This window comes from Sulfurivermis sp. (assembly GCF_059410345.1).
On record NZ_JBLJDO010000004.1, the window covers coordinates 183939 to 207740 of the forward strand.

General features: G+C 63.3%; 27 protein-coding genes. 13 read left to right on the forward strand and 14 right to left on the reverse strand.

All coding sequences use genetic code 11. The features are described 5' to 3' along the window. Window positions 1-194: 194 nt before the first annotated feature. The gene (locus ACMV8A_RS05425) at window positions 195-1364 is read left to right on the forward strand and encodes a DesA family fatty acid desaturase (RefSeq protein WP_495324737.1); all 1170 of its coding nucleotides are present in this window, start codon (window positions 195-197) and stop codon (window positions 1362-1364) included. A 65-nt stretch (window positions 1365-1429) separates the two neighbouring features. Here ACMV8A_RS05425 and rpmG read toward each other — a convergent pair whose 3' ends face one another. The 3 genes from rpmG to radC form a co-directional block, all read right to left on the reverse strand. Continuing rightward, window positions 1430-1597: a 50S ribosomal protein L33 gene (rpmG, locus tag ACMV8A_RS05430; RefSeq protein ID WP_495324738.1), complete on the reverse strand. Its 168-nt coding sequence runs from the start codon at window positions 1595-1597 to the stop codon at window positions 1430-1432. Between the two features lie 11 nt (window positions 1598-1608). Further along, window positions 1609-1845 (reverse strand): 50S ribosomal protein L28, encoded by a 237-nt coding sequence (gene rpmB / locus ACMV8A_RS05435; protein ID WP_495324739.1) that lies wholly within the window; start codon window positions 1843-1845, stop codon window positions 1609-1611. Window positions 1846-1917: 72 nt separating this feature from the next. Beyond that, the gene (gene radC, locus ACMV8A_RS05440; protein ID WP_495324741.1) at window positions 1918-2592 is read right to left on the reverse strand and encodes a RadC family protein; all 675 of its coding nucleotides are present in this window, start codon (window positions 2590-2592) and stop codon (window positions 1918-1920) included. A gap of 132 nt (window positions 2593-2724) precedes the next feature. Here radC and coaBC point away from each other — a divergent pair, with 132 nt between their 5' ends. The 5 genes from coaBC to slmA all read left to right on the forward strand — a co-directional run bounded on the left by coaBC (window position 2725) and on the right by slmA (window position 7222). Then, window positions 2725-3933: a bifunctional phosphopantothenoylcysteine decarboxylase/phosphopantothenate--cysteine ligase CoaBC gene (gene coaBC, locus ACMV8A_RS05445; protein WP_495324742.1), complete on the forward strand. Its 1209-nt coding sequence runs from the start codon at window positions 2725-2727 to the stop codon at window positions 3931-3933. Between the two features lie 9 nt (window positions 3934-3942). Continuing rightward, on the forward strand, window positions 3943-4398 hold the full coding sequence (gene dut, locus ACMV8A_RS05450) for a dUTP diphosphatase (RefSeq protein WP_495324743.1): 456 nt from the start codon (window positions 3943-3945) through the stop codon (window positions 4396-4398). Window positions 4399-4424: 26 nt separating this feature from the next. After that, complete coding sequence (locus ACMV8A_RS05455; RefSeq protein WP_495324744.1) at window positions 4425-5669, forward strand: hypothetical protein; 1245 nt, start codon at window positions 4425-4427, stop codon at window positions 5667-5669. An 81-nt stretch (window positions 5670-5750) separates the two neighbouring features. Further along, window positions 5751-6638 (forward strand): acetylglutamate kinase, encoded by an 888-nt coding sequence (gene argB / locus ACMV8A_RS05460; RefSeq protein WP_495324745.1) that lies wholly within the window; start codon window positions 5751-5753, stop codon window positions 6636-6638. Beyond that, window positions 6638-7222, forward strand: coding sequence for a nucleoid occlusion factor SlmA (slmA, locus tag ACMV8A_RS05465; protein ID WP_495324746.1), 585 nt, complete (start codon window positions 6638-6640; stop codon window positions 7220-7222). The genes argB and slmA overlap by 1 nt, the downstream gene beginning before the upstream one ends. Before the next feature lie 203 nt (window positions 7223-7425). Here the strand turns inward: slmA and ACMV8A_RS05470 are convergent, their stop codons facing one another. Then, entirely contained in the window at window positions 7426-8067 is a 642-nt protein-coding gene (locus tag ACMV8A_RS05470) for a DUF4124 domain-containing protein (RefSeq protein WP_495324747.1), read from the reverse strand. 82 nt (window positions 8068-8149) lie between these two features. Here ACMV8A_RS05470 and ACMV8A_RS05475 point away from each other — a divergent pair, with 82 nt between their 5' ends. After that, window positions 8150-8905 (forward strand): sulfite exporter TauE/SafE family protein, encoded by a 756-nt coding sequence (locus tag ACMV8A_RS05475; protein WP_495324748.1) that lies wholly within the window; start codon window positions 8150-8152, stop codon window positions 8903-8905. 192 nt (window positions 8906-9097) lie between these two features. Here ACMV8A_RS05475 and ACMV8A_RS05480 read toward each other — a convergent pair whose 3' ends face one another. Beyond that, window positions 9098-9352, reverse strand: coding sequence for a YkgJ family cysteine cluster protein (locus ACMV8A_RS05480; RefSeq protein WP_495324749.1), 255 nt, complete (start codon window positions 9350-9352; stop codon window positions 9098-9100). A gap of 3 nt (window positions 9353-9355) precedes the next feature. Beyond that, entirely contained in the window at window positions 9356-10000 is a 645-nt protein-coding gene (pyrE, locus tag ACMV8A_RS05485) for an orotate phosphoribosyltransferase (protein WP_495324750.1), read from the reverse strand. A 176-nt stretch (window positions 10001-10176) separates the two neighbouring features. On the opposite strand from pyrE, the gene ACMV8A_RS05490 reads away from it, so the two are divergent. Both ACMV8A_RS05490 and ACMV8A_RS05495 read left to right on the forward strand, forming a co-directional pair. Continuing rightward, window positions 10177-10914, forward strand: a complete 738-nt coding sequence (locus ACMV8A_RS05490; protein ID WP_495324751.1) for a BPSS1780 family membrane protein — start codon at window positions 10177-10179, stop codon at window positions 10912-10914. A gap of 9 nt (window positions 10915-10923) precedes the next feature. Next, window positions 10924-11703 carry an exodeoxyribonuclease III gene (locus tag ACMV8A_RS05495; RefSeq protein ID WP_495324752.1) on the forward strand — a complete coding sequence of 260 codons (780 nt, stop codon included), beginning with the start codon at window positions 10924-10926 and terminating at the stop codon, window positions 11701-11703. 103 nt (window positions 11704-11806) lie between these two features. Here ACMV8A_RS05495 and ACMV8A_RS05500 read toward each other — a convergent pair whose 3' ends face one another. After that, the gene (locus ACMV8A_RS05500) at window positions 11807-12436 is read right to left on the reverse strand and encodes a ferritin family protein (protein ID WP_495324753.1); all 630 of its coding nucleotides are present in this window, start codon (window positions 12434-12436) and stop codon (window positions 11807-11809) included. A gap of 89 nt (window positions 12437-12525) precedes the next feature. Further along, on the reverse strand, window positions 12526-14004 hold the full coding sequence (locus ACMV8A_RS05505) for an MFS transporter (protein WP_495324754.1): 1479 nt from the start codon (window positions 14002-14004) through the stop codon (window positions 12526-12528). 70 nt (window positions 14005-14074) lie between these two features. Here ACMV8A_RS05505 and ACMV8A_RS05510 point away from each other — a divergent pair, with 70 nt between their 5' ends. After that, the gene (locus ACMV8A_RS05510) at window positions 14075-14761 is read left to right on the forward strand and encodes a sulfite exporter TauE/SafE family protein (RefSeq protein WP_495324755.1); all 687 of its coding nucleotides are present in this window, start codon (window positions 14075-14077) and stop codon (window positions 14759-14761) included. An 81-nt stretch (window positions 14762-14842) separates the two neighbouring features. Here the strand turns inward: ACMV8A_RS05510 and ACMV8A_RS05515 are convergent, their stop codons facing one another. From ACMV8A_RS05515 to ACMV8A_RS05535, 5 genes are all read right to left on the reverse strand, one after another. Continuing rightward, window positions 14843-16813: a dynamin family protein gene (locus tag ACMV8A_RS05515; protein WP_495324756.1), complete on the reverse strand. Its 1971-nt coding sequence runs from the start codon at window positions 16811-16813 to the stop codon at window positions 14843-14845. 120 nt (window positions 16814-16933) lie between these two features. Beyond that, a complete protein-coding gene (locus ACMV8A_RS05520) occupies window positions 16934-17227 on the reverse strand; it encodes a DUF167 family protein (protein ID WP_495324757.1) in 294 nt (97 codons plus the stop codon). Then, window positions 17224-17805 carry a YggT family protein gene (locus tag ACMV8A_RS05525; RefSeq protein WP_495324758.1) on the reverse strand — a complete coding sequence of 194 codons (582 nt, stop codon included), beginning with the start codon at window positions 17803-17805 and terminating at the stop codon, window positions 17224-17226. The genes ACMV8A_RS05520 and ACMV8A_RS05525 overlap by 4 nt, the downstream gene beginning before the upstream one ends. Continuing rightward, the gene (proC, locus tag ACMV8A_RS05530; RefSeq protein WP_495324759.1) at window positions 17802-18632 is read right to left on the reverse strand and encodes a pyrroline-5-carboxylate reductase; all 831 of its coding nucleotides are present in this window, start codon (window positions 18630-18632) and stop codon (window positions 17802-17804) included. Before proC ends, ACMV8A_RS05525 begins: the two co-directional genes overlap by 4 nt. A 265-nt stretch (window positions 18633-18897) precedes the next feature. After that, the gene (locus ACMV8A_RS05535; RefSeq protein WP_495324761.1) at window positions 18898-19602 is read right to left on the reverse strand and encodes a YggS family pyridoxal phosphate-dependent enzyme; all 705 of its coding nucleotides are present in this window, start codon (window positions 19600-19602) and stop codon (window positions 18898-18900) included. An 88-nt stretch (window positions 19603-19690) separates the two neighbouring features. Here ACMV8A_RS05535 and ACMV8A_RS05540 point away from each other — a divergent pair, with 88 nt between their 5' ends. The 3 genes from ACMV8A_RS05540 to ACMV8A_RS05550 all read left to right on the forward strand — a co-directional run bounded on the left by ACMV8A_RS05540 (window position 19691) and on the right by ACMV8A_RS05550 (window position 23511). Further along, the gene (locus ACMV8A_RS05540) at window positions 19691-20728 is read left to right on the forward strand and encodes a type IV pilus twitching motility protein PilT (protein WP_495324762.1); all 1038 of its coding nucleotides are present in this window, start codon (window positions 19691-19693) and stop codon (window positions 20726-20728) included. Between the two features lie 15 nt (window positions 20729-20743). Beyond that, window positions 20744-21901 carry a PilT/PilU family type 4a pilus ATPase gene (locus ACMV8A_RS05545; protein WP_495324763.1) on the forward strand — a complete coding sequence of 386 codons (1158 nt, stop codon included), beginning with the start codon at window positions 20744-20746 and terminating at the stop codon, window positions 21899-21901. Window positions 21902-21993: 92 nt separating this feature from the next. Then, the gene (locus ACMV8A_RS05550) at window positions 21994-23511 is read left to right on the forward strand and encodes a hypothetical protein (protein ID WP_495324764.1); all 1518 of its coding nucleotides are present in this window, start codon (window positions 21994-21996) and stop codon (window positions 23509-23511) included. Between the two features lie 23 nt (window positions 23512-23534). Here ACMV8A_RS05550 and ACMV8A_RS05555 read toward each other — a convergent pair whose 3' ends face one another. Further along, window positions 23535-23657, reverse strand: coding sequence for a hypothetical protein (locus tag ACMV8A_RS05555; RefSeq protein WP_495324765.1), 123 nt, complete (start codon window positions 23655-23657; stop codon window positions 23535-23537). Window positions 23658-23802 lie beyond the last annotated feature (145 nt).

Sequence of the window (23802 nt, forward strand, 5' to 3'; positions counted from 1 at the left end):
AGCGACGGAGGCACACTATACCCACTTTCCATAAACGGGTACAAACCACGCGGCCAGTAAAAACCCTGGATATTGCCAGAGATATGGCGCACAACAATTACGCTGACTAGGCTTGCAACATTTTGGTTGCCGCACGTTCCAATGTGTGTGACGGCACCTTGTTCGTCCTTGTCATTCTTGAGGTTTTTCCCTGTATGAGTACGGGTTTGCTGAACCTGGGTACGTTCGGCGTCGTGGTCTATACGCTGCTGCTGACCCATATCACCATCGCGGCCGTCACCATCTTTCTGCACCGCCACCAGGCCCACCGCGCCCTGACGTTGCACCCCTTGGTGAGTCACTTCTTCCGTTTCTGGCTCTGGCTGACCACCGGCATGGTGACGCGTCAGTGGGTGGCGGTGCACCGCAAGCACCACGCCAAATGCGAAACGACGGACGACCCGCACAGTCCGCAGGTGCTCAGCCTGAAAAAGGTATTGCTGGAGGGCGCCGAGCTGTACCGGCGCGAGGCTGACAACCAGGCCACCCTGACCGTCTACGGCAAGGGCACGCCGGACGATGTCCTCGAGCGCCGCCTGTATAGCCGCCATCCCTATGCGGGCATCGTGCTGATGCTGGGAGTGAATGTGCTGCTGCTCGGACCCATCGGCCTTACCGTGTGGGCGGTGCAGATGATCTGGATCCCGCTGTTTGCCGCCGGCATCATCAACGGCGTCGGCCACTCTTTCGGTTACCGCACCTACGCCAGCCCCGATGCGGCCACCAATATCGTGCCCTGGGGCATCCTCATCGGCGGCGAGGAGCTGCACAACAATCACCACGCCTACCCCGGTTCGGCGAAGCTCTCAAGCCAGCCGTGGGAGTTCGACATCGGCTGGTTCTATATCCGTACCCTGGAGCGGCTGGGCCTGGCCCGGGTGAACAAGGTCGCGCCGGCGCCGGCCCGTCTGCTGGGCGTGGCCGCCCAGCCGGGGCTGGATACGCTGCGCGCCCTGGCCGTACATCGCATGCAGGTGCTGGGGCGTTACCGCCGGGTGATCAAGGCGGCCTGCCGGGCCGAACGGCGCCGCCTGGGGCGCGCGGGCGGCTGGCTGCGCCAGGCCCGTGCCCTGCTGCTGCGTGACGATACGCTCAACGACAGTTCGGCCCGGTGGCGCCTGCAACAGGTGCTGGCGCGCAGCGAGGCGCTGGCGACGGTATACCGGTTCCGTGAGCGTTTGCAGGAGATTTGGCAGAACGCCGCAGGCAGCCAGGACAAGGCCCTGGTGGCCCTGGAGCAGTGGCGGCGCGAGGCCGAGGCCTCGGGGGTGGCGGCCCTGCAGGAGTTTGCCCGCCGTCTGGGCGGCTGGCATACCGCCGGCTGAGGGGCAGCCCCCAAACAAAAAGCCCGGCATGAGCCGGGCTTCTTGTTTCGGAGGCGAGGAAGCGCTTACTTAATCTTCGCTTCCTTGTACGTCACATGCTTGCGGGCGACGGGATCGAACTTCTTGATCTCCATCTTCTCGGGCATGGTGCGCTTGTTCTTGGTGGTGGTGTAGAAATGACCGGTATCCGCGGTGGACACCAGCTTGATCTTGTCACGTGCGCCCTTGGCCATGGTTTATCTCCTTAGACCTTTTCGCCGGCGGCGCGCAGCTCGGCCAGAACGGCGTCGATGCCCTTCTTGTCGATGGTGCGCATGGCCTTGGTGGAAACACGCAGGCGGACGAAGCGGTTTTCGCTCTCAACCCAGAAGCGGTGGCTCTGCAGGTTGGGCAGGAAGCGACGGCGCGTCTTGTTGTTGGCGTGCGAAACGTTGTTACCGGACATCGGGCCCTTGCCCGTGACCTTGCATACTCTGGACATGTTTGTTGCCTCCGAACGGAATTCTTTCCCGCCTCCCGGCGAGGAGCCGCGTTTTATACCAGATACCGTGCCTCAGATCAAACCCCGTTCTGCCAGGGACACGATTTCGCCATCGCCGACGATGAGGTGATCCAGTACCCGAATCTCCACCAGGGCCAGCGCCTCGCGCAGACGGCGGGTGATGGATTCGTCGGCCCGGCTCGGCTCCGCCACGCCGGAGGGGTGGTTGTGGGCCAGGATCAGGGCGGCGGCATTATGGCTCAGCGCGCGTTTGACCACCTCGCGTGGATGCACCGAGGCGCCGTCGATGGTACCACTGAACAGTTCCTCGAAGGCGATGACGCGGTGACGGTTGTCCAGGAACAGGGCGGCGAACACCTCGTGGCCGTAACCGCGCAGACGTGCGCTGAGGTAGCGGCGGGTATCATCCGGCGAGGTGAGGGCATCGCCCCTTTGCAGCGTGGCGTACAGGTGGCGCCGCCCCAGCTCCAGCGTGGCCTGTAGCTGCACATACTTGGCCTCGCCCAGGCCCTTGTGGCGGCAGAAATTTTTGCAATCCGCCGCGAGCAGCGGGCGCAGGCCGCCGAAGTCGCTGATCAGCTGCCGCGCCAGGTCCACCGCGCTCATGCCCACCACCCCGGTGCGCAGAAAGATCGCCAGCAATTCGGCGTCGGACAGGGCCTCGGCACCCCGCTGCAACAGTTTTTCCCGTGGCCGTTCGGCCGCCGGCCAGTCCCTGATGGTCATGGTTTACCTCCATGTAAAACCTTGCGAGACACCAGAGATACTCGAGGCCCGGGGCAGGATGCAAGGGGTGGGCGGTGCAACGGGTGCGTCCCTCATATCTTGTCCCGCCTGCCTTTTGTATACTTCACGGCCATGAACGGGTTAGTGAACAGACACATACTCCTCGGCGTGACCGGCGGAATTGCCGCCTACAAGGCCGCCGAGCTGGTGCGACTGCTGCGCCGTGCCGGGGCGGAGGTGCGGGTGGTCATGACCCGCGGCGCCACGGAGTTTGTCACCCCCCTCACCTTCCAGGCCCTGTCCGGCCATCCGGTGCGCACGGAGCTGTTCGATGCCGCCGCGGAGGCCGGCATAGATCATATCGAGCTGGCGCGCTGGGCCGACCTCATCCTGGTGGCGCCCGCCAGCGCCGATTTTCTTGCCCGCCTCGTTGCCGGCCGCGCCGACGACCTGCTCACCACCCTGTGTCTGGCCACCGCCGCCCCCCTGGCCCTGGCCCCGGCCATGAACCAGCAGATGTGGCAGGCCCCGGTGACCCAGGAGAATGTGCAGCGCCTCATCGCCCGCGGTGTGCATGTGTTTGGCCCCGGGTGCGGCGAGCAGGCCTGCGGCGAGGTGGGGCCGGGGCGGATGCTGGAGTCGGCCGAACTGGCGCGCCTGGCGGGCGAGTTGTTTGCCTCCGGCCCCCTGAGCGGCGTGCGTGCCCTGGTTACCGCCGGGCCGACACGCGAGGCCATCGACCCGGTACGGTTCATCGGCAACCGCAGTTCCGGCAAGATGGGGTTCGCCGTGGCCGCGGCCCTGGCGACGGCCGGGGCCGAGGTGGTGCTGGTGGCCGGGCCGGTGGCCTTGCCGACCCCGCCGGGCGTGCGCCGCATCGATGTGGAGAGCGCCGCCGAGATGCTGGCGGCGGTGGAGCAGGAGCAGTTCGATCTGTTGGTGGCGGCGGCAGCGGTGGCCGATTACCGCCCGGCGGCGGCGGCACACACCAAGATCAAGAAGGAACAGGCAGCGATCACCGTCGAATTGACACGTAACCCGGATATTCTGGCCACGATCAGTGCGGCGCGGCCGGCCGTATTCACGGTGGGTTTTGCAGCCGAAACCGATGACCTGGAGCGTTATGCGCGCGGCAAGCTGGCGCAAAAGCGGCTGGATATGATCGCCGCCAACTGGGTTGGTGCCGGGCGTGGTTTTGAGACCGATGACAATGCCTTGCAGGTATTCTGGGCGGATGGTGGCGCAACCCTGGACGAGGCGCCCAAGGCCGATCTGGCGCGGCAGCTGGTCACCCTGGTGGTGGAGCGTTATGCTGCCAGTGGTAAGAAACAGAAGGGATAGGCGACGAATATGCGAAAAATTGAACTTAAAATTCTCGATCCACGCATCGGCAGCGAGTTTCCCCTCCCCGCCTACGCCACCGATGGTTCCGCTGGACTCGACCTGCGCGCCTGCGTCGATGCTCCGCTGGAGGTGAGGCCGGGCGAGTCCCACCTGATACCCACCGGCATTGCCATCCATATCGGCGACCCGGGCTTGGCCGCGGTGCTGCTGCCGCGTTCTGGCTTAGGCCATAAAAAGGGTATCGTGCTGGGGAATCTGGTTGGTCTCATCGACAGCGACTACCAAGGCCAGATTTTCGTCTCCTGTTGGAACCGCTCCAGCGATTCCTTTACCATCAATGCCGGCGAGCGCATCGCACAAATGATGTTCATCCCCGTGGTCCAGGCGGCCTTCGAGGTGGTGGACGACTTCGAGGCGAGCGCGCGTGGCAGTGGCGGTTTTGGCCATACCGGCCATAATTGAGCCGGCATACCAGGGAACCAGGCGCCGTGAAATCACTCTTCAAAAAATTCCGCAAAGACACCGACGAGGACGTTGTTCCGGTACCTGCCGGTGTAGCCCAGGAACCCAAAAAGCCAACCCGTGGCTTGAACGTCCGTGTGCTGGTGATGCCGCTGCTGGTCACCGGTATGGCGGTGATGATCGTGGTAGCGGCGCTGACCTATTTTCAGTTCGCCCTGGTGGGCCAGGAGCGGCGCGATGCCCTGACCCACGGCCGTGCGGATCGTATAGCGGACCATTTGGCGGGGCGTTTGCAGGGCTATACCGATGTCATCGCCGCCACCGGGCGGGCGCCGGCCGTCGTTGCCGCCCTGGCGACCGGTGACCAGGCCGCGCTGGACGAACAGGTCCGGCGCTTGCGTGAATTGTTCCCCTCCGTGTTGCGCATACGCTTTATCGCCGTCGGTGACGAACGGTTGGACGAGACCGCCGTTCCCCCCTTGAGTTATGCCTGCCTGGAGCTGGCTAGGATGGCCGAAGCCGGCCAGCTGCCGCCGGTGGAGGCGCACCTGTACGGCACCAAGGTGCAACATATCGATATGTTGCGGCCGGTGGTCGGGCCGCAGGGCATGGTTGGCAGCCTGATGGTTACCCTGGATGTGGCGGTGCTGCGCGAATGGCTGCGGCCATTGGTGCCGGCCGATGGCGGCTATGTGGAACTGCGTCAGTCCGTGGACGGCAAGCACCTGCTGCTCGGCGCGGCCGGTGACGCCAATCTGCAGGGCACCCCGGCGACTTATTCCGTGGCTGTCGCGGGCACTGCCTGGAACCTCATCTATTGGGCACCGGAGAGTATGCCGGCGGTGAGTGCCGTACAGCAGACTGCCTTTCTCACGGTATTCGGCGTCGGTCTGGCGGTATTGCTGGTGGCCTTCATTCTTTTCACCGCCGTGGCCGGCCGCATCGTCCGTGGTGACTTGGTGGCGGTGGTGAAGCAGGCGGTGGAGATGTGGAGCGGCCGGCGCCAGCACAACTTCGATGTCCGTCTGGCGGAGTCGCTGGACGTGCTGACGGCGCTGGAGCAGCACTTGGGCACCCTGCAGCCCAAAGCGGTACAACCGGATGCGGCCAAGGCTGCCGCCATGCAGAAGGACAACGGCATCATCGTCGATGAGCCGCCGGAAGGTGAGGACATGCCGTCCTCGTTGCTGTTTATGTCCCAGGACGCCGTGCAGGTGGAAGAGCTGGGTCCGACCGGCAGCAACAACGGCGGTAAAAGCGGAAAGAATTAAAATAGTCCCGCTGTTGCCGGGCAGTTCGGCGACGGCGGAAATTACAAACCATACAGCCCCCTGACCCGAACCTGAACTTCCATGACCCTGGACATCACTGCTGCGATGAACAACGCGCGTGTTCTCGCCGAAGCCCTGCCCTATATCCGCCGCTTCGCCGGCAAGACCATCGTCATCAAGTATGGCGGCAACGCCATGACCGAGGAGCGCCTCAAGCACGGCTTCGCCCAGGACGTGGTGCTGATGAAGCTGGTGGGCATGAATCCGGTGGTGGTGCATGGTGGCGGCCCGCAGATCAATGATCTGTTGAAGCGCATCGGCAAGCAGGGCGAGTTCATCCAGGGCATGCGCGTCACCGACCGCGAAACCATGGATGTGGTGGAGATGGTACTCGGTGGTCTGGTGAACAAAGAGATCGTCAATCTGATCAATCAGCATGGCGGTCGTGCCGTCGGCCTTACCGGCAAGGACGGTGGCCTGATCAAGGCGAAGAAGCTGCTGATGAAGAGCCGCGACAAGCAGGATGAGTTGATCGACCTCGGCCTAGTGGGCGAAGTGACGGCGATCGATCCGGCCCTGGTGGCCCTGCTTGATACCGAGGATTTCATCCCGGTGATCGCGCCGGTCGGTGTGGGCGAGGATGGCCAGTCCTACAACATCAACGCCGACCTGGTGGCGGGCAAGCTGGCGGAGACGCTGAAGGCGGAAAAGCTGATCCTGCTCACCAACACCACCGGCGTGCTGGACAAGGACGGCAACCTGCTCACTGGGCTCACCGCCACCCGCGTCGACGAGCTGATCGCCGATGGCACCATCAGCGGTGGCATGATCCCCAAGATCGATATGGCGCTGGAGGCGGTGAAGAACGGCGTCAAGTCCAGCCACATCATCGACGGCCGTGTTGAACATGCATTGCTGCTGGAAATCTTCACCGACGCCGGCGTTGGCACCCTGATCAGGAACGGATGATGAGTAACGACAAACCGTCGCGCCGCCAGCAGATCCTGGAGGCGCTGGCCCACGAACTGGAAACCAGCCCTGGTGAGCGCATCACCACCGCCAGCCTGGCGCGCGCCGTCGGCGTATCGGAAGCGGCGCTGTATCGTCACTTCCCCAGCAAGGCGAAGATGTTCGAGGGGTTGATCGAGTTTCTGGAGGACACGGTATTTGGTTTGATCAATCGTATCCTGGCCGATGAAAAGGATGTGGTGGCGCGTTGCGAAAAGATCATGGCGGTGTTGCTCGGCTTCTCGGCACGCAACCCCGGTATCACCCGCATCCTGGTGGGTGACGCGCTGGTGGGTGAGACGGAGCGCCTGCGCGTGCGTGTCGGCCAGTTTTACGACCGCATCGAAACTCAGTTCAAGCAGGTGTTGCGCGAAGGCGAGCTGGCCGGGCGCCTGCCTGCCGGTGCGCCGGCAGCGGCGATGGCGAGCCTGCTGGTGGCGGCGGCCCATGGCCGCATGGCGCAATTCGTGCGCAGCGGCTTCAAGCGCTCACCGCTGGAGCTGTGGGAGCAGCAGTGGCCGTTGTTGGCGCGTGGCCTGTTTTAAGGAAGCGCTGGATAAGTTCAGGGCTTCCGCGGCACAGGGATGTGCCGCCATGTTCCAACGACCATAAATCGTTGGAACATGAAGCGAATCGGAAACAACATTTTTCGATTCGCGTGGGTTGAGAAGCCCGGGATGGACTTGTTCAGACCTTCCTTAAAGAGACGTAATCAGCCGATCGGTCGTTGGGTCCGACACATTGCGCTTCAGCGCGGCCGCGTGCTCTTGAGTTCGCGGTAGCGCTGCAGGTCGCCCTCATATTTCTGCAGCAGTTGTTCCTTTTCCTGCTGTTTGTCTTCGATGTAATTCTTCTTGTCGTCGATCTGCTTTTCCAGCGAGGCCATGTCGCCCTTGAGCTCCTCAGGAATCGGGTTGCCGGCGCGCTCCAGTCCGGCGGCACGGCGTTTCAATTCGTCCAGTTTGCGATTGAGCGATGTGATGGTGGCGCCAGTGATCTCGATGGTGGCATCGATGGCACCGCTGGCGCGGTCGCGCGAAGCCAGCAGTTCCTGTTCCGTGGTGAAGGTAGACAGCAGCATGCGATCATAGGCGGCCTGCTCCTGTCGGCGTTTCTGCTCTTCTGCAACGCGCCGTTCTTCGGCCTCCTTGGCCGCACGCTCCTGTTCCAGCTCCTCCGCCGTCTTGGCGCGCTCCTTCACCTCCACGGTGATGCCGCGCGGGTTTACCGTGCGTGTTTCCTGCTGTGCATACTCCGGCGGGACCACGTTGCCACACTCGCGTACGCCGTCCTTGTTGGTCCAGCACTTGATGGCCGCCAGGGCGCTGCCGGGCAGCGCCAGGCTCAGGGCAACGAACAGCGCCGGCAGGCGCGGAGCACGGAAAGACATGGTAGTAATTCTCCTGGTAGCCGCAAGCAACATATGTCTACAGTATACTGCCACACCCCCATAGCGTCATTTGAACTCCGTCGTGGATCTGTCCGCTCACCTGCTGCTGTTCGTTATCTCCTTCATCGCCAACGCCTTTTCCGCCTTCGCCGGCGGCGGCGCGGGGTTGCTGCAACTGCCGGTGCTGATCTTCCTCGGCTTGCCCTTTGCCATTGCCCTGGCCACCCACAAAATCGCCAGCGTCGCGCTGGGGGTCGGCGCCACCCTGCGTCATCTGCGCAGCTCGCACCTGGAGCGGCGCTTCGTGCTGTTCATTCTTGGCTGCGGCCTGCCCGGTGTGGTCATCGGTGCCAGCCTGATCCTGCGCGTACCGGATCGCAGCGCCCAGGTGGCCCTGGGTCTGCTCACCATCGGCCTGGGCGTGTATTCGGCGCTGAAGCGGGAGCTGGGGCAGGAGTACGCGCCGCGCCACCGCGGCGGTACCGCACTGTGGCTGGGCGGCCTGGGACTGTTCGCCATCGGCGTGCTCAACGGTTCGCTCACCTCCGGCACCGGCCTGTTCGTGACTCTGTGGCTGGTGCGTTGGTTCGGCCTCGACTACCAGCGGGCCGTGGCCTATACGCTGGTGCTGGTGGGGGTGTTCTGGAACGGCGCCGGTGCTCTGGTGCTGGGCACTCTGGGAGAGGTGCGTTGGGACTGGCTGCCGGCCTTGCTGCTGGGGTCGTTGCTGGGCGGTTACATCGGCGCCCACCTGGCCATCGCCAAGGGTAACCGCTGGATCAAGCGGGTGTTTGAGGGGGTGACGGTGCTGGTGGGGTTGAAGCTGTTGCTTGGTTAAACGGCGGAACACCGTCGAGTCCGCAAATGAACGCGAATAGGCGCAGATTTAAGCAGCAACCCAAGGCCGTGGGGTTGCTGCACCGACCCGCCTTCCGAGTGAGCGGGTTGTCCAGTGTGCCGCCACGAATATTCGCGTCTATTTGCGTTCATTTGCGGACCGGTTGCACTTCCGGTCGCGGCGGAGCGGCTCCTAGCGGGCTGTGAGGCGCTCCAGCTCGGTGAGCAGGTACAGTGCTGCTGCAGTGCTGTCGCCGCAGGCGTCGGGGTGGGGCGGAAAGCCGCCACACACAGCGGGCCGCAGCGGCGAGCCGAACAGGTGACAGCGGTTGTCACTGTCCAACTGGGTGCAACGCACCCCGGCGGGTTTGCCGCCGGGCATGCCGGGGATGGGCGAGGAAATGGACGGTGCGATGCAGCAGGCGCCGCAGCCGGGGCGGCATTCCACGCGTTATTTCACCCCGTATTCGGCGCGGTAGGCGCGCACCGCGTCCAGGTGCTGGCCGAGGGCCGCATCGCCTTCCAGGAACTGCATCAGGTCGGCCAGGGTGATGATGCTGACCACCTGCATGCCGAAGTTCTGTTCCACCTCCTGAATGGCCGACAGTTCGCCTTTGCCGCGCTCCTGGCGATCCAGGGCGATGACCACGCCCGCAGCCTGGGCGCCGGCCTTGTCGATGATCTCCATGGATTCACGGATGGCGGTGCCGGCGGTGATCACGTCGTCGATGATCAGGATGCGGCCCTGGAGCGGCGCACCGACGATATTGCCGCCTTCGCCGTGGTCCTTGGCCTCCTTACGGTTGAAGCACCAGGGCACGTTGCGGCCGTGGTGCTCGGCCAGGGCGATGGCGGCGGCACTGGCCAGCGGGATGCCCTTGTAGGCGGGGCCGAACAGGGTGTCGAAGGCGATGCCGGAATCCTGGATCGCGGCGGCGTAATAGCGGCCGAGACGGGCCAATTGCATGCCGGTGTTGAACAGGCCGGCGTTGAAGAAATAGGGGCTGATGCGGCCTGACTTGAGGGTGAACTGGCCGAAGCGCAGCACCTGATTGTCGATGGCAAACTGAATGAATTCGCGCTTGTAATCCTGCATGACGCTCACCGGACGGGTAGGGGGCGCGTATTTTAACCCGTTTGGCCCCGGTCGTGTCTCCCCCCAAGGGCTGGTGCGGATCGTGCTGAACTGGAGGATAGGCGGCGCGGGCTGTCATTGTCAGGGCGGGTTGCTATGCTTCGCCGCAGCAACGACCACACTCCAGGGAGGCAGGTATGCAGACGCAGAGCGTAAATTTCGACAAGGGGTTGGCTTGGTATGGCGCCGGCTGGGCAATCTTCATGCGCAATCCTGGCATGTGGATCGTATTCATGATCCTGCTGTTCGTCATCGCCATCGTGCTCAATTTGGTGCCGGTGCTAGGATCGCTGTTGTTTGCGTTGATCATGCCCGGCCTGCTTGGTGGTGTGCTGTATGCGGCGCACGAGGCGGCGGAGCAGCGTGAAATGGACATCAGCCACCTGTTCATCGCCTTCAAGGAAGACGAGACCCGCAATGCGGTACTGGTGCTGGGTGCCGTGATGCTCGGTGCCAATATCCTGTTCATGCTCATCACCCTGATACTCATCGGCAGTAGCATGGGCATGGCCGGCATGATGCAGGGCAATGGCCACGACGCGATGGCGGCAGGTGTGGGTGTGGGTATATTGCTGGCGCTGCTGTTGCTGTCCGTGCTGGGGTTGTTGCTGTCCATGGCGTTTTTCTACGCTGTGCCGCTGGTGATGTTTGGCGCGGTCAAGCCGGTGGACGCGATGAAGAAGAGTTTCAATGCCTGCCTTGCCAACATCCTGCCGCTGTTGTTGTTCGGAGTGGTTTACATCGTGCTGGCCTTGATCGCTGTCATCCCCTTTGGCCTGGGCCTGCTGGTGTTGCTGCCTGTGACTGTGGGTGCGATCTACGCCAGCCACTGTGACGTATTTTCGCCGGCGTCTTCGCTTTCGACTTTTTCATAGAGAGGTTACATGCGCATCATTACCGCCAACCTGAACGGTATCCGCTCCGCCAGCAGCAAGGGATTTTTCGAGTGGATGACGGCGCAGCAGCCCGATGTGGTCTGCGTGCAGGAGACCAAGGCCCAGGAGCATCAACTCGATGTGGCGGCGCATTACCCGCAGGGCTATCACGCCCACTTCGTCGATGCGCAGAAGAAGGGGTACAGCGGTGTTGCCATTTACAGCCGGCGCAAACCGGATCGGGTGCTCACGGCGCTGGGGGCCGGCTTCGAGGACATGGACGCGGAGGGGCGCTATATCCAGGCCGATTTTGGCACACTCAGTATCGTGTCCCTGTATCTGCCGTCCGGTTCATCGGGTGAGGAGCGGCAGCAGGTGAAGTTCAGTTTTCTGGATCGTTTCGGGCAGCGCCTGCAGCAGATGCGGCAGCAGCCGCGTGAGTGGGTCATCTGCGGCGACCTCAATATCGTGCACAAGGAGATCGACATCAAGAACTGGAAGGGCAACCAGAAGAACTCCGGCTGTCTGCCCGAGGAGCGTGCCTGGCTGGATCAGGTGTTCGGGCCGTGGGATTTCGTCGATGCCTTCCGCGTGGTCGACCCGCGCGCCGAGCAATATACCTGGTGGTCCAACCGCGGTCAGGCCTGGGCCAAGAATGTGGGTTGGCGCATCGACTATCAGGTGATCACGCCGGGCCTGCGCGACAAGGTGCGTGCTGCCGAGATCTATAAGACCCAGCGCTTTTCCGATCACGCGCCCCTCACCATCGATTACGACTACCCGTTGTAGACCCTGAAAAGAATCAGCCCCCGCTCCGCTGGCCGGCGGGCGGGGGCTGGAAGGCCTGAGGGGCCTTCAGGGGACGTCCACCAGGGGACGTAGTGAAACCGGTTCAGGCGGCGAGTTGCCGGCGCAGGCGCGCGATGCGTGCCGGTACCGAGCTTGCATGATTGCCGGCATGGTGCAGTGCGTCGGCAAAGGGTTCCGTCGCCTCGACCAGCGCCTGATTCAGCAGCTTGTCGAAGATGGCGTTGATCTCGCTGCGCTCCAGCTCTTCGGTCAGCTGCAGGGCCTGATCCAACGATAGCGTATGCAGCTCGGTGCGCAAGTGGCGCAGGCGCCGCAATAAGGCTTTGATCTCGGCGTCCTGCAGCCGCGGCACGAAGTGGAGGGTGGTGCCGAGCATGATGGTGTAACGGCACAGCTGCATCAGGCGGGCATGTTCCTCCTCTTCCTCACTCAAATCCCGAAACAGTGCCGCGGCCTCCGGTTCGAAGGCGAAACGCTGGGCCAGCGCAGCGTAGAAGCGGGCCATACGCAATTCCAGCAGGGCGGCCAGACGGTAGGCGCGGCCCAGCTCACCGGGCATGGGATAGCCGTGTGCAGTGAAATGTTCGGTGAGCAGTTGCAGCAGGCTGGTCCTCTGCTGGAGCAGCGCGGCTATAAACACGCCGGCGCCATAGGTGCGCAGGGTATGGGCTGGATGTTGCAGGCAGTGATCGCGTCCGGTCAGCAGGGGCATGGCGGATTCCTCGCTTGCGTTTGTAGCGAATGTTAGTCCGCTGCGGGGAGAATGCCAGGGAAAATACTTCGATTAGTGACGATCGCGCGTTAACTTGCCTTACCGCAATTTTTTGCCGCCGCATAGGTGAGCATGCGCGCCACCCAGGGCAATAGCAGGAAGGCAGGGAAGCCGAGGAAGAAGGTGAGCAGGAAGTAGTCGGCATAGCCCATGGTTTCCGCGCCGAAGCCGCCGGCCCAGCCGGCCACCGAGCGGCTCAGGGCAAACACCGAGGACAGCAGGGCGTACTCGGTGGCGGAGTGGCGTTTGTCGACGATGGCCATGAGGAAGGCGAGGAAGGCGGCGGTGCCAAGGCCGCCGGTGAAGGACTCCAGTCCGCTGGCGGTATACATCAACATCTGATGCTGCAGCGGAATCAGCGCGGTATCGGTACCCAGGGGGATGACCGAGGCGGCCCAGGCATAACCGAGGTTGGAGAACGCCTGGCACAGGCCCAGCACCCACAGGGCGCGAAAAATGCCGACGCGATCGGTGAACCAGCCACCGGCAACGCCACCGGCGATGGACAGGATCAGCCCCAGGTTCACCGATACCAGGCCGATCTGGCTGGCGGAGAAGCCCGCGTCCACCCAGAACGGCTTGACCATGAAGCCCATGGCGGCGTCGCCCAGCTTGAAGATCAGGATGAAGCCGATGATCGGCAGCATGTGGGGCCGGGCCAGCATCGCCAGCAGGGTGCCGAACATCGGTCCCTCGGTGAGGGCGCGGGCGCTGCCGTTGCCGTTGCGCTGGTGACGTACCAGGCTAATGAGCCAGAGCAGTGTCGCCGCGCCGAAGGCGTAAAGCCAGAACTGCTCATGGTATTGCGACCAGCGCGTGGTGCGATCGATGAGCCACAGCGTGCCGAGCAGGAACAGCAGCGCGCCGGCGAAGGGCAGGGGGTGAACCAACAGGCCGCGCAGTTCGGCGCGCAGGGTCAGACCATGCACCCGTTCCACCACCCGCTCCTTGGGGGCGCGCAGGCAGGCGAAGGCGAGCAGAACGAACAACAAGGCCGCAGCGATATAGGTTCCGGTCCAGCCGATGTAGTCGCTCAGGATCAGCACGAAGCCGGCTGCCAGCATGCCGACGCGGTAGAAGCCGATGCGCAGGCCATTGGCCAGGCCCAGTTCGCGCTTGTCCAGCAGCTCGATGGTGTAGCCGTCGATGGCGATGTCGTTGGTGGCGGACAGCAGCGTGAATACGCCGATGGCAATCCAGGTCCAGGGGCCGAAGCCGGCGTGGATCGCCATGGCCAGCATCACCGTACCCATGCCGAGGTCCACCAAGGCCATCCAGCGGCGGTGGTGGCGGTAGTGATCCACGGCCGGCGCCCAGAGGAATTTGAGGGTCCAGGCCAGGCCGAGCAGGCTGAGAAACCCGATTTCGGACAGGTTCACGCCCTGTTGGCGAAAGTGTACCGGGAACACGTCGAAGAACACGCCGAGCGGAAAACCCTCGGCAAAGTACAGCACGCCCACCCAGAACATCTTGGATTTGAGCAGAGTGGGTTTATTTTCCGCTGGCATGGTGTTGGGGCAGGAATGATGAAGAGGCTATGATACACGCCTGAACCTTCTGTTGCCGGACGCACCGCCCATGCATGCCGAGATTTCCTATATCGCCGCCTTCTTTGTCGGACTGTTCGGCGGCGTACATTGCGTCGGCATGTGCGGCGGTATCGTCGGCGCCCTCTCCTTCGGTCTGCCGGAGACAGTACGCGGCCGCGCCACGCAATTTCTGCCCTACCTGTTCGGCTATAACGGCGGCCGCTTGCTCAGCTATGCGGTTGCCGGCGCATTGATGGGCGGTGTCGGCATGCTGGCCGCCAACATGGGCGCATTGCATGAAATCCGCGTCGGTATGCTGGTGCTGGCCGGCCTGTTCCTGGTGGCCATGGGGCTGTATCTGGGGGGCTGGTGGTTCGGCCTGGCCAAGGTGGAGCGCGCCGGTCATTTGGTGTGGCGTTTTCTGGAGCCCATCGGCCGCCGTTTCATCCCGGTGCGCTCGCCGCTCAACGCCTTGGCGCTGGGCCTGGTGTGGGGCTGGCTGCCCTGTGGTCTGGTCTACAGCACCCTGATTTGGTCGATCTCGTCCGGCAGCCCGCTGGACGGCGCCCTGCTCATGCTGGCCTTCGGTGTCGGCACCCTGCCCAACCTGCTCACCATGGGGCTGGTTGCCGGCAAGCTCGCCGCCTGGCTGCGCCTGATGTGGGTGCGGCGCACGGCCGGTGCCCTGGTAATGGGATTCGGGATCTACATGCTGGTGGAAGCGGCGCTGATATAACCCGAAAAACCTGGGTGAGCTCTCGCCAGGCTTGTCTGGCGAGAGTAACAGCTGTTACTGGAGGTTCAGCGTGAGTCCGGCTCAACTGGCCTTGGCGGCCGGCTCGGTTTCCTCAACCAGTTCCAGCGGCTGATTGATGGTGTTGAGGATGCTGCGCACCTCGGCGTACTGCTTCAGCAGCGAGGCATTGGATTTTTCCAGCTCCTCGATACGCGATTGCAGTGTGTCGCGCGAATCGTTGATCTTGCGCAGATTCTCCAGGCGCTGCTCCATGGTCTCCTTGTGTTCCTTGATTTGCTTGACCAGGGGCGACATCACCGCCTTGCTCCAGGCTTCGGCATCGCGCTGTGCCTTGAAGAAGATGTTGCGCGCGTGGCTGACCAGGGAGATGAAGAATTTCTTGATGACGTAGTGCTGCTCGGTCATCGTCGTCACCGGGCTGGTGCGAAACGCCTCGGCTTCCTGATACAGCTGCTGGAATTCCTGCTTGTACTTGGTGAGCGAATACAGTGCCGGCTTGATTTCGGCGATGCCGTGCTCCTGGTGGAAGGTGCGGTAGATGGTAATCACCAGGCGGTTGAGCTGATCGGCAAATTCCGACACCTCCGACAGGCGTGAGTTGATGCCGTCGAAGAAGGTCTTCATGCCGGCCTTGAGACCGTGGGTGGTCCAGCTGTCGGACATGGTCTTGCGCGTGTCTGCCACCAGCTGATCCAGCGAGGCGAGATTGATGGTGTCGCTCAGCTTTTTCGACTGCTCCTGGATGATGCGCTTGTTGGCCTGGAAGCTTTCCACATTCTTGTAGTAGGCCACCTGCTCATCGCGCGTCTTCTTCATCAGCAGTTCGATGACTTCGTTGTTCTTGCCGGACAGTCCCTTCAACTCATCCAGCTGCTTGCGCGCCGAGGCCAGACGGGTGGCGAGGATGTCGTGCGACTCCTTCACCATGGCGCCGATGCTGCTGAGGATGTGCTCGCGCACCAGGCTTTGCTTGTAGGGCAGCACTTCGCCGGCGAGGATGTTTTCCAGCGCCAGGATATTGCTGCGTGCCAGCAGATCCTTGTCGTGACGGATCTTGGCCAGCAGCCCCTTCTGCGCCGAAGCTGGGTAAATTTGATCGGCCTCGATGCCCAGGGTCTGGGCGGCGCGCTGACACTGATCCTTCACGGTCTTTTCGATATGGGCCGGGCTCTTCAGTTCATCCCACAGGGTGTCGACCTTGTTCAATACCACGAACAGGCCCTTCTTGTGACCGCTGCGCAGCGGCTTCACGTTGTGCTGCCACATCTCCAGGTCGGACTTGGTGACGCCGGTGTCGGCGGCCAGCACGAATACCACGGCCTGGGCGTTGGGCAGCATGTTGAGGGTCAGTTCCGGTTCGGAACCGAGGGCGTTGAGGCCCGGCGTGTCGAGGATCACCAGCCCCTGCTTGAGCAGCGGGTGTGGGAAGCTGATCAGGGCATGGCGCCACAGGGGGATGTCGATCTTGTCCGGCAGCTTGCCGTTTTTCATGTGCATGTGCGCATCGGCGTCGCTGTACAGCCCCAGCTTGCGCGCCTCGTCCAGGGTGGCCTGCTTGACCTTGACGATCTCCTGGAAGGCCTCGGCCATGTTGTCGGGCGAGGACAGGTCCAGCTCGATGTGGGTCCAGTTGATGGGTTCCAGCTTGTATTCGGCGATGGAGGTGTCGCTAAGACGCGTCTCGATGGGCAACAGGCGCACATAGGCCTTGTCGCTGTTGCTGTCCCAGAACAGTTCGGTGGGGCACATGGTGGTGCGGCCGGCCTCGGAGGGCAGCAGGCGACGATCGTATTCGGAGAAGAAGATGGCGTTGATGAGCTCGGTCTTGCCGCGGGCGAACTCCGCCACGAAGGCGATGGTCAGGCGGTCGGCGCGCAGCGCCTCCAGGACCTCGTAGATGCGCAGCTCATCTTCGGCCTCGCCCATCTTGTTGCCGTCCAGCCAGCGCTGATAGCGCTCGATACCGGCGAGCAGCGCGGTTTTCCACTGGCCATAGGCCTGCATTTGTCGGTCGAAGCGTTGGTTCGCCATGGTGGTCTTCTGTCCTTATTGTCCGCCCGGAAGACGGTCGCTTGTCCTAGCTGGGCGCTTGGAGACACTTATCGTATGACCAATATATCGAAAATTCTAGCAATGACAATGAGTAGTGGCTCAAATTGCAGGTTGAATCATAGCTTCGGGGGGGAGGCGGTGGGGGGTATCGATGCGCAGCTGTTTGCTGCGGGCGCTGTCGCCGCTGACCAGGGTGACCTGGCTGCGGGACACGTCGAAGGCGTCGGCGAGGAATTTGACCAAATGGGCATTGGCCTGGCCTTCCACCGGCGGGGCGGTGATGCGGATCTTCAGGGCATCGCCGTGGGGGCCGACGATCTCGTCCCGGCTGGCGCGCGGTTGCAGGCGGACGGTGAGCAGCAGAGCCGTCCCCTGCCAGCGGTACCAGCTCATTGCGCCAGCGGTCCGGCCCCGGTCAGCATGCCGAACAGCGGCATCACCAGCATGCGGATCACCTGCAGGCCGAGGATGGCCACCAGGGGCGACAGGTCGAAGCCGCTGACCGGCGGGATGAGGCGGCGTACCGGCCGCAGCACCGGCTCGGTGAGGCTGAACAGTACCGAGGTCACCGGGTTGTAGGTGCCGGGGGTGATCCAGCTGAGGATGGCCTGGATCAGGATGGCGAAGATGAACACGCTGAAGGCCAGGTCCACCAACTGCGCCACGGCAATGATGACCAGGTTGAGCGGGTCGATGCCGCGGCCACCGAGCATGAAGATCAGCCAGACCGACAGCATTTGCAGCAGCAGCATCAGTACCACGGAGGCGATATCCACGCCGGCCCAGCCGGGAATGATGCGGCGCAGGGGACGCAGGGCCGGGGTGGTGATCTTGACGATGAACTGGCTCAGCGGGTTGTAGAAGTCGGCCCGGGTGAGCTGCAGCAGAAAGCGCAGCATCACCGCCAGGATGTACAGGCTGACCACGGTGGAGATCAGAAAGGTCAGCGGCGAGGAGAGATAGCCGTTCATTGCGCACCTCCCAGCAGGGTCGCCAGTTCCTGGGAGCGGTCACGGGCGCCGCTGAGTGCCTGGGCAAACAGTCCCTCCAGCCCCCCTTGTTGCAGGATGCCGATGGCACGTTCGGTGGTGCCGCCGGGGGAGGTGACCTGGCGGCGCAACACGGCGGCGTCCTCGCGCGACTCCAGTGCCATCTTGGCGGCGCCGAAGGCAGTCTGCAGGGTGAGCAGGCGGGCCATGTCGGCCGTCAGCCCGAGCTGGACGCCGGCCTGCTGCATGGCCTCCATGACCAGGAAGAAATAGGCCGGGCCGCTGCCGGACAGGGCCGTAACGGCATCCATCTGGCCTTCATCTTCCAGCCACAGGGTCAGTCCCACGGCGCGCATGATGCCCTCGGCCAGTTCGCGCTGCACCTTGTTTACCCGCGGGGTGGCAAACAGGGCGGTGGCGCCGCTCTGCACCAGGGCCGGGGTGTTGGGCATGGTGCGCACCAGGGCCAGCTCGCCCCCCAGCCAGCGTTGCAGGGCCTCCAGGCGCAGACCGGCGGCGATGGAAATGACCAGCGGCTTGCGTTGTTGCACCCGCGGGGCGATGGCAGCGCAGACCGCCTGCATCTGCTGGGGTTTGACTGCCAGCACCAGGGCGTCCATGGCCGCCGCGAGCTCGGTGTTGTCGGCGGTGATGTGTACCCCGAACTGGGCCGCGAGGGCCGCGCGCCGCTCCGCATCGGGTTCCGCCACCCACAGCCGATGCGGCGCCACGCCGTCGGCCACCAGGCCGCCGATGAGGCTGCGCGCCATATTGCCGCCGCCGATGAATCCGATATTCGCGTCTTTCATGGTCGAAGAATCCGTGCCTGGGCCGAAAGGCCACAGAGTATACCGTCGAAACCCTTGCACCGCAGAGGCTAAGGAAGCTCTGAATAAGTTCAGAGCTTCCGCGGCACAGGGATGTGCCGCCATTTTCCAACGACGATAAGTCGTTGGAAAATGAAGCGAATCGAAAATCATACTTTTCGATTCGCGTGGGCTGAGAAGTCCAGGATGGACTTATTCAGACCTTCCCTAAGGAGAACACCTGCTACCCGTCTGTGACGGGAGCAGATTACCGTTTTGCCGGCCGCGCGCCGAAGATGGCGCTGCCGATCCGTACCAGGGTGGCCCCCTCGGCGATGGCGGCCTCCAGGTCGTCACTCATGCCCATGGAAAGGGTGTCCAGAGCCAGACCGCTGGCATTGAGCTGTTCCAGCGCCTGGCGCAGGCGGCGAAAGGGTAGGCGCTGCTGCTCCAGCCCCGTGGCGGGGGCCGGGATGGCCATCAGGCCACGCAGTCGCAGTCCCGGCAGGGCGGCCACCGCCCGCGCCAGGGCCGGCAACTCTTCCAGACGGCAACCGGACTTGCTCGCCTCGGCGCTGATGTTCACCTGCAGGCAGACGTTGAGCGGCGGCAAGCCCGCCGGTCTTTGGGCGGACAGCCGTTCGGCCAGCTTGAGGCGGTCGACACTGTGTACCCAGGCAAAATGTTCCGCCACCGGCCGCGTCTTGTTGCTTTGCAACGGGCCGATGAAGTGCCACTCCAGGTCGAGGTCGGCGAGGGCGGCCATCTTGACCAGCGCCTCCTGGAGATAGTTTTCGCCAAAGCGGCGCTGGCCGGCGGCGGCGGCCGCACGGACCACATCCGCCGGCTGGGTCTTGCTCACCGCCAGCAGCGTGACCGCGCCGGCGGCGCGGTCGTGGCGTGCGGCGGCGGTGCGGATGGCGTCGTGTACGGCGGCCAGCCGGGCAGAAAGATTGTCAAGGTTGTGTGTCATGCGCGGGCGTTATACTTTAGTCGCATCCGGCGCCCGAACCACACCGCAAGCGGGCGAATAACGACGATATTTCTGGTGGGGGAACAATATGGATATTACCGAACTTCTCGCCTTCGGGGTCAAGAACGGCGCGTCAGACCTGCATCTCTCCGCCGGTCTGCCGCCGATGATCCGCGTCGATGGCGACGTACGCCGCATCAACGTGCCGCCGCTGGAGCACAAGACGGTGCACGGCATGGTGTACGACATCATGAACGACAAGCAGCGCAAGGACTTCGAGGAATTCCTCGAAACCGACTTCTCGTTCGAGATCAAGGGCCTTGCCCGCTTCCGCGTCAACGCCTTCAACCAGAATCGTGGCGCCGGCGCGGTGTTCCGTACCATTCCCTCCAAGATCCTCAGCCTGGAAGAACTGAACTGCCCGCCCATCTTCAAGGAGATATCCGACAACCCGCGCGGCATCGTGCTGGTCACCGGCCCCACCGGTTCGGGTAAATCGACCACCCTGGCAGCCATGGTCGACTACAAGAACAACATCGAATACGGCCACATCCTCACCATCGAAGACCCGATCGAATTCGTGCACGAATCGAAAAAGTGCCTGGTCAACCAGCGCGAGGTGCACCGCGATACCCTCGGCTTCAACGAGGCCCTGCGCTCGGCGCTGCGTGAAGACCCGGACATCATCCTGGTGGGTGAGTTGCGCGACCTGGAAACCATCCGCCTGGCGCTGACCGCCGCCGAGACCGGCCACCTGGTGTTCGGCACCCTGCATACCAGTTCCGCGGCCAAGACCATCGACCGTATCATCGACGTGTTCCCGGCAGCGGAAAAGGACATGGTGCGTTCCATGCTGTCGGAGTCGCTGCGCGCGGTCATCTCGCAGACGCTGTTGAAGAAGGTGGGCGGCGGCCGTGTGGCGGCGCACGAAATCATGATCGGCACCCCCGCCATCCGCAACCTGATCCGCGAGGACAAGGTGGCGCAGATGTATTCTGCCATCCAGACCGGTCAGCAGTTCGGCATGCAGACGCTCGACCAGTGCCTGACCGATCTGGTGCAGCGCGGCCTGGTCAGCAAGCAGGAAGCGCGCCTGCGCGCCGCCAATAAGGAAGCCTTCAAGTAATCAGAGGACGCAGGCATGGACTTCGATCAACTGCTCAAATTGATGGTGCACAAGAACGGTTCCGACCTGTTCATCACGGCCGGTATCCCGCCCAGCATGAAGGTCAATGGCCAGATCGCGCCGGTGGCCAAGGCCAGCCTGACACCGGACCAGGCCAAGCAGATCGTCTACAGCATCATGAATGACGAACAGCGCGAGACCTTCGAGCGTACGCGCGAATGCAACTTTGCCCTGTCGCGTTCCGGCATCGGGCGTTTCCGCGTCAACGTGTTCCAGCAGCGCAATCAGGTGGGCATGGTGCTGCGTAAGATCGAAACCAAGATACCGACGTTCACCGATCTCAATCTGCCCCCCATCCTGGCCGACATCGCCATGACCAAGCGCGGCATCGTGCTGTTCGTCGGTGGTACCGGCTCCGGTAAGTCCACCTCGCTGGCGGCGATGGTCGACTACCGCAACAAGAACAGCCACGGCCACATCATTACCATCGAAGACCCCATCGAGTATGTGCATCAGCACGCCGGCTGCATCGTCACCCAGCGCGAGGTGGGCATCGACACCGACAGCTTCGAGGACGCCCTGGTCAACACCCTGCGCCAGGCACCGGACGTGATTCTGATCGGCGAAATTCGCCACCGCGAGACCATGGAGCACGCCATCGCCTTCGCCGAAACCGGCCACCTCTGCCTGGCCACCCTGCATGCCAACAACGCCAACCAGGCGATGGACCGCATCATCAACTTCTTCCCGGAAGACCGCCGCTCGCAGTTGCTGATGGACCTGTCCCTCAACCTCAAGGCGGTGGTGGCGCAACGTCTGATTCCGCGCGCCGACGGCCAGGGCCGCCGCGTGGCTGTGGAAGTGATGATGAACACGCCATTCGTCGCCGATCTGATCCTGAAGGGCGAGGTGCACTTGCTCAAGGAGCAGATGAAGAAGGGTGCGCAGTCGGGCATGCGCACCTTCGACCAGGCGCTGTACGAGCTGTATCGTGGTGGCCACATCACCATGGAAGAGGCGCTGCGTAACGCCGACTCGGCCAACGAAGTGCGTCTGATGATCAAGCTGGGCGACATCGAAACGCCGGAAGAGCTTACTTCGGGTCTGGAAGGCCTGTCGCTGGAAGTATCCGAGGACGAAAAGATCCCGGCGGGTGCCAAGCACCGGTATTGATACAGCCGATGCCGTAGGAGCCGATTGATTTCGGCGCATGCCAGACCGGGCCTGGCGCCATCTCGACCCGTAGCGAAAGGAAATGCGGCAGCATGGCCAAGGTAATGTGCAAGTATCACCCCCAGCGCACCGCGCGCTGGGCCTGTGAGCATTGCCGGATCAATTTCTGCTCTTCCTGCCTTTCCAAAGAGAATCCCGGCGGCCCGCCGTCCTGCCCCCTGTGCCGTAGTCCGGCGGTGGAGGTGGGGGGCGAGGATTTGGTGCCGCCATTCTGGACACGCCTGCCCAGTTTCTTCACTACGCCATTCCAGACCCAGCCGCTGGTGCTGCTGGTGGTGGTCACCCTCCTCAGTGCCCTGGTCGGTTACCGCTCCCTTACGGCGCTGCTGGTGCAGTTGGTATTGCTGCTGGCGTTCTACAAATATGCCTATACCCTGCTGTCCCATCGCGCCCGCGGTCATGATGAGGCGCCCGCCGTGATGCAGGCCTTGAGCGGGCAGGGACTCGACCTGGCGCTGAAGCAGTTTGCCGTCTTCGTGATCCTGTTCGTTCCCCTCGGCGTCATCGGCTCCATGCTCGGTCCTGTTGCCGCCATGGCGTACTACACCGTGGTGATGCTGTGTCTGCCGGCCAGCATCATGGCCCTGGCAGTGGAACACAGCATCGCGGCGGCGGTGAACCCGACGGTGCTGTTTGGCATGATCAGCCGTATCGGACTGCCCTATCTCGCCCTGTTCTTCCTGCTCGGCATCCTCTCCAGCGGCCCCAACGTGGTGCTCGAATGGTTGGCCACGTCCCTGGGCCGCGATTTCATCGCCCTGCAGCAAATGGATGCGAGCGCGGTCGACCCGGAAGAGGCGGCGCGCCTTGCCGAGGATTTCATGGACACGGTGTTCGGGGTGATCATTCCGGCGGGCGTTCTGCTCAACGGCTACTTTACCCTGGTGATGTTCACCCTCATGGGTTATGTGTTGTTCCAGTACCATCATCGCCTCGGCCTGGCGGTGGATGTGGACGTGGAGGCTCTGGCCGCCACCGACCCGGCGCAGGCGCGGGAACATCCGCTGTTGGGCGATGTGGAGGCGATGATTCAGGAGGGGCGGCTGGAGCAGGCGGTGACGGTGCTGCGCGCACGCGTGCTGCAGAACCGCACCGATCGGGTACTGCGCGATCGCTTTCACCGCCTGCTGGCACTGACCGGCGACGTCAAGCGCCTCACCGGTCACGGCGCCGAATATATCGGCATGCTGTTGAAGGGGACGGACCGCGCCAAGGCGGTGCAGGTGTGGCGTGACTGCATCAAGGCCGAGCCGGAATTCAGACTGGACAGCCCGGATCAGGTCTATCCGCTGGCGCAGACCATGTTCAGCATCGGCGATTACAAGTCTGTGGTGGCGCTGGGCAACGGTTTCCACAAGCGCTATCCGGGTCATGCCGACATTCCGCGTCTCTACCTGCTGGTGGCGCGCGCCCTGAGTGAAGGGATGAATCAGGAACAGAAGGCCCTGCCGATACTGCAATTACTGGCGCAGCATTACGCCGATCATCCCATCGCCGCTGAGGTGAAACAGTACCTCACCACCGTTACCGCTCTCACCGCGCGGACCTAGGCACAGAACACAAATCCTGTCGTTTATCCCAACTCCAATAAACCGCGGGCAACGCGTGCCTCGTCGGCCGTCGGGAAGTGGGTGACGAGGGTGCGCAGGTAGGCGCCGGCACGTTCCTTTTCGCCCTGGCGGGCGAGCAGCAGCAACGGCGCGCCGAAGGGGTCACGCCGAAGGGGTCACGCCGAACGCCGAAGGGGTCACGCCGAACGCCGAAGGGGTCACGCCGAACGCCGAAGGGGTCACGCCGAACGCCGAAGGGGTCACGCCGAACGCCGAAGGGGTCACGCCGAA

Excerpts from the sequence above, each read along its gene's own strand:
- coaBC (WP_495324742.1), top strand. The coding sequence starts at position 2,725 with ATGAACGGGTTAGTGAACAGACACATACTCCTCGGCGTGACCGGCGGA.
- argB (WP_495324745.1), top strand. The coding sequence starts at position 5,751 with ATGACCCTGGACATCACTGCTGCGATGAACAACGCGCGTGTTCTCGCC.
- ACMV8A_RS05500 (WP_495324753.1), bottom strand. The coding sequence starts at position 12,436 with ATGCCCCTGCTGACCGGACGCGATCACTGCCTGCAACATCCAGCCCAT.
- dut (WP_495324743.1), top strand. The coding sequence starts at position 3,943 with ATGCGAAAAATTGAACTTAAAATTCTCGATCCACGCATCGGCAGCGAG.
- proC (WP_495324759.1), bottom strand. The coding sequence starts at position 18,632 with ATGAAAGACGCGAATATCGGATTCATCGGCGGCGGCAATATGGCGCGC.
- ACMV8A_RS05425 (WP_495324737.1), top strand. The coding sequence starts at position 195 with ATGAGTACGGGTTTGCTGAACCTGGGTACGTTCGGCGTCGTGGTCTAT.
- ACMV8A_RS05490 (WP_495324751.1), top strand. The coding sequence starts at position 10,177 with ATGCAGACGCAGAGCGTAAATTTCGACAAGGGGTTGGCTTGGTATGGC.
- ACMV8A_RS05510 (WP_495324755.1), top strand. The coding sequence starts at position 14,075 with ATGCATGCCGAGATTTCCTATATCGCCGCCTTCTTTGTCGGACTGTTC.
- ACMV8A_RS05540 (WP_495324762.1), top strand. The coding sequence starts at position 19,691 with ATGGATATTACCGAACTTCTCGCCTTCGGGGTCAAGAACGGCGCGTCA.
- ACMV8A_RS05550 (WP_495324764.1), top strand. The coding sequence starts at position 21,994 with ATGGCCAAGGTAATGTGCAAGTATCACCCCCAGCGCACCGCGCGCTGG.
- ACMV8A_RS05495 (WP_495324752.1), top strand. The coding sequence starts at position 10,924 with ATGCGCATCATTACCGCCAACCTGAACGGTATCCGCTCCGCCAGCAGC.
- ACMV8A_RS05525 (WP_495324758.1), bottom strand. The coding sequence starts at position 17,805 with ATGAACGGCTATCTCTCCTCGCCGCTGACCTTTCTGATCTCCACCGTG.
- ACMV8A_RS05535 (WP_495324761.1), bottom strand. The coding sequence starts at position 19,602 with ATGACACACAACCTTGACAATCTTTCTGCCCGGCTGGCCGCCGTACAC.
- ACMV8A_RS05505 (WP_495324754.1), bottom strand. The coding sequence starts at position 14,004 with ATGCCAGCGGAAAATAAACCCACTCTGCTCAAATCCAAGATGTTCTGG.
- slmA (WP_495324746.1), top strand. The coding sequence starts at position 6,638 with ATGAGTAACGACAAACCGTCGCGCCGCCAGCAGATCCTGGAGGCGCTG.
- radC (WP_495324741.1), bottom strand. The coding sequence starts at position 2,592 with ATGACCATCAGGGACTGGCCGGCGGCCGAACGGCCACGGGAAAAACTG.
- ACMV8A_RS05515 (WP_495324756.1), bottom strand. The coding sequence starts at position 16,813 with ATGGCGAACCAACGCTTCGACCGACAAATGCAGGCCTATGGCCAGTGG.
- ACMV8A_RS05545 (WP_495324763.1), top strand. The coding sequence starts at position 20,744 with ATGGACTTCGATCAACTGCTCAAATTGATGGTGCACAAGAACGGTTCC.
- rpmG (WP_495324738.1), bottom strand. The coding sequence starts at position 1,597 with ATGGCCAAGGGCGCACGTGACAAGATCAAGCTGGTGTCCACCGCGGAT.
- ACMV8A_RS05470 (WP_495324747.1), bottom strand. The coding sequence starts at position 8,067 with ATGTCTTTCCGTGCTCCGCGCCTGCCGGCGCTGTTCGTTGCCCTGAGC.
- ACMV8A_RS05520 (WP_495324757.1), bottom strand. The coding sequence starts at position 17,227 with ATGAGCTGGTACCGCTGGCAGGGGACGGCTCTGCTGCTCACCGTCCGC.
- rpmB (WP_495324739.1), bottom strand. The coding sequence starts at position 1,845 with ATGTCCAGAGTATGCAAGGTCACGGGCAAGGGCCCGATGTCCGGTAAC.
- pyrE (WP_495324750.1), bottom strand. The coding sequence starts at position 10,000 with ATGCAGGATTACAAGCGCGAATTCATTCAGTTTGCCATCGACAATCAG.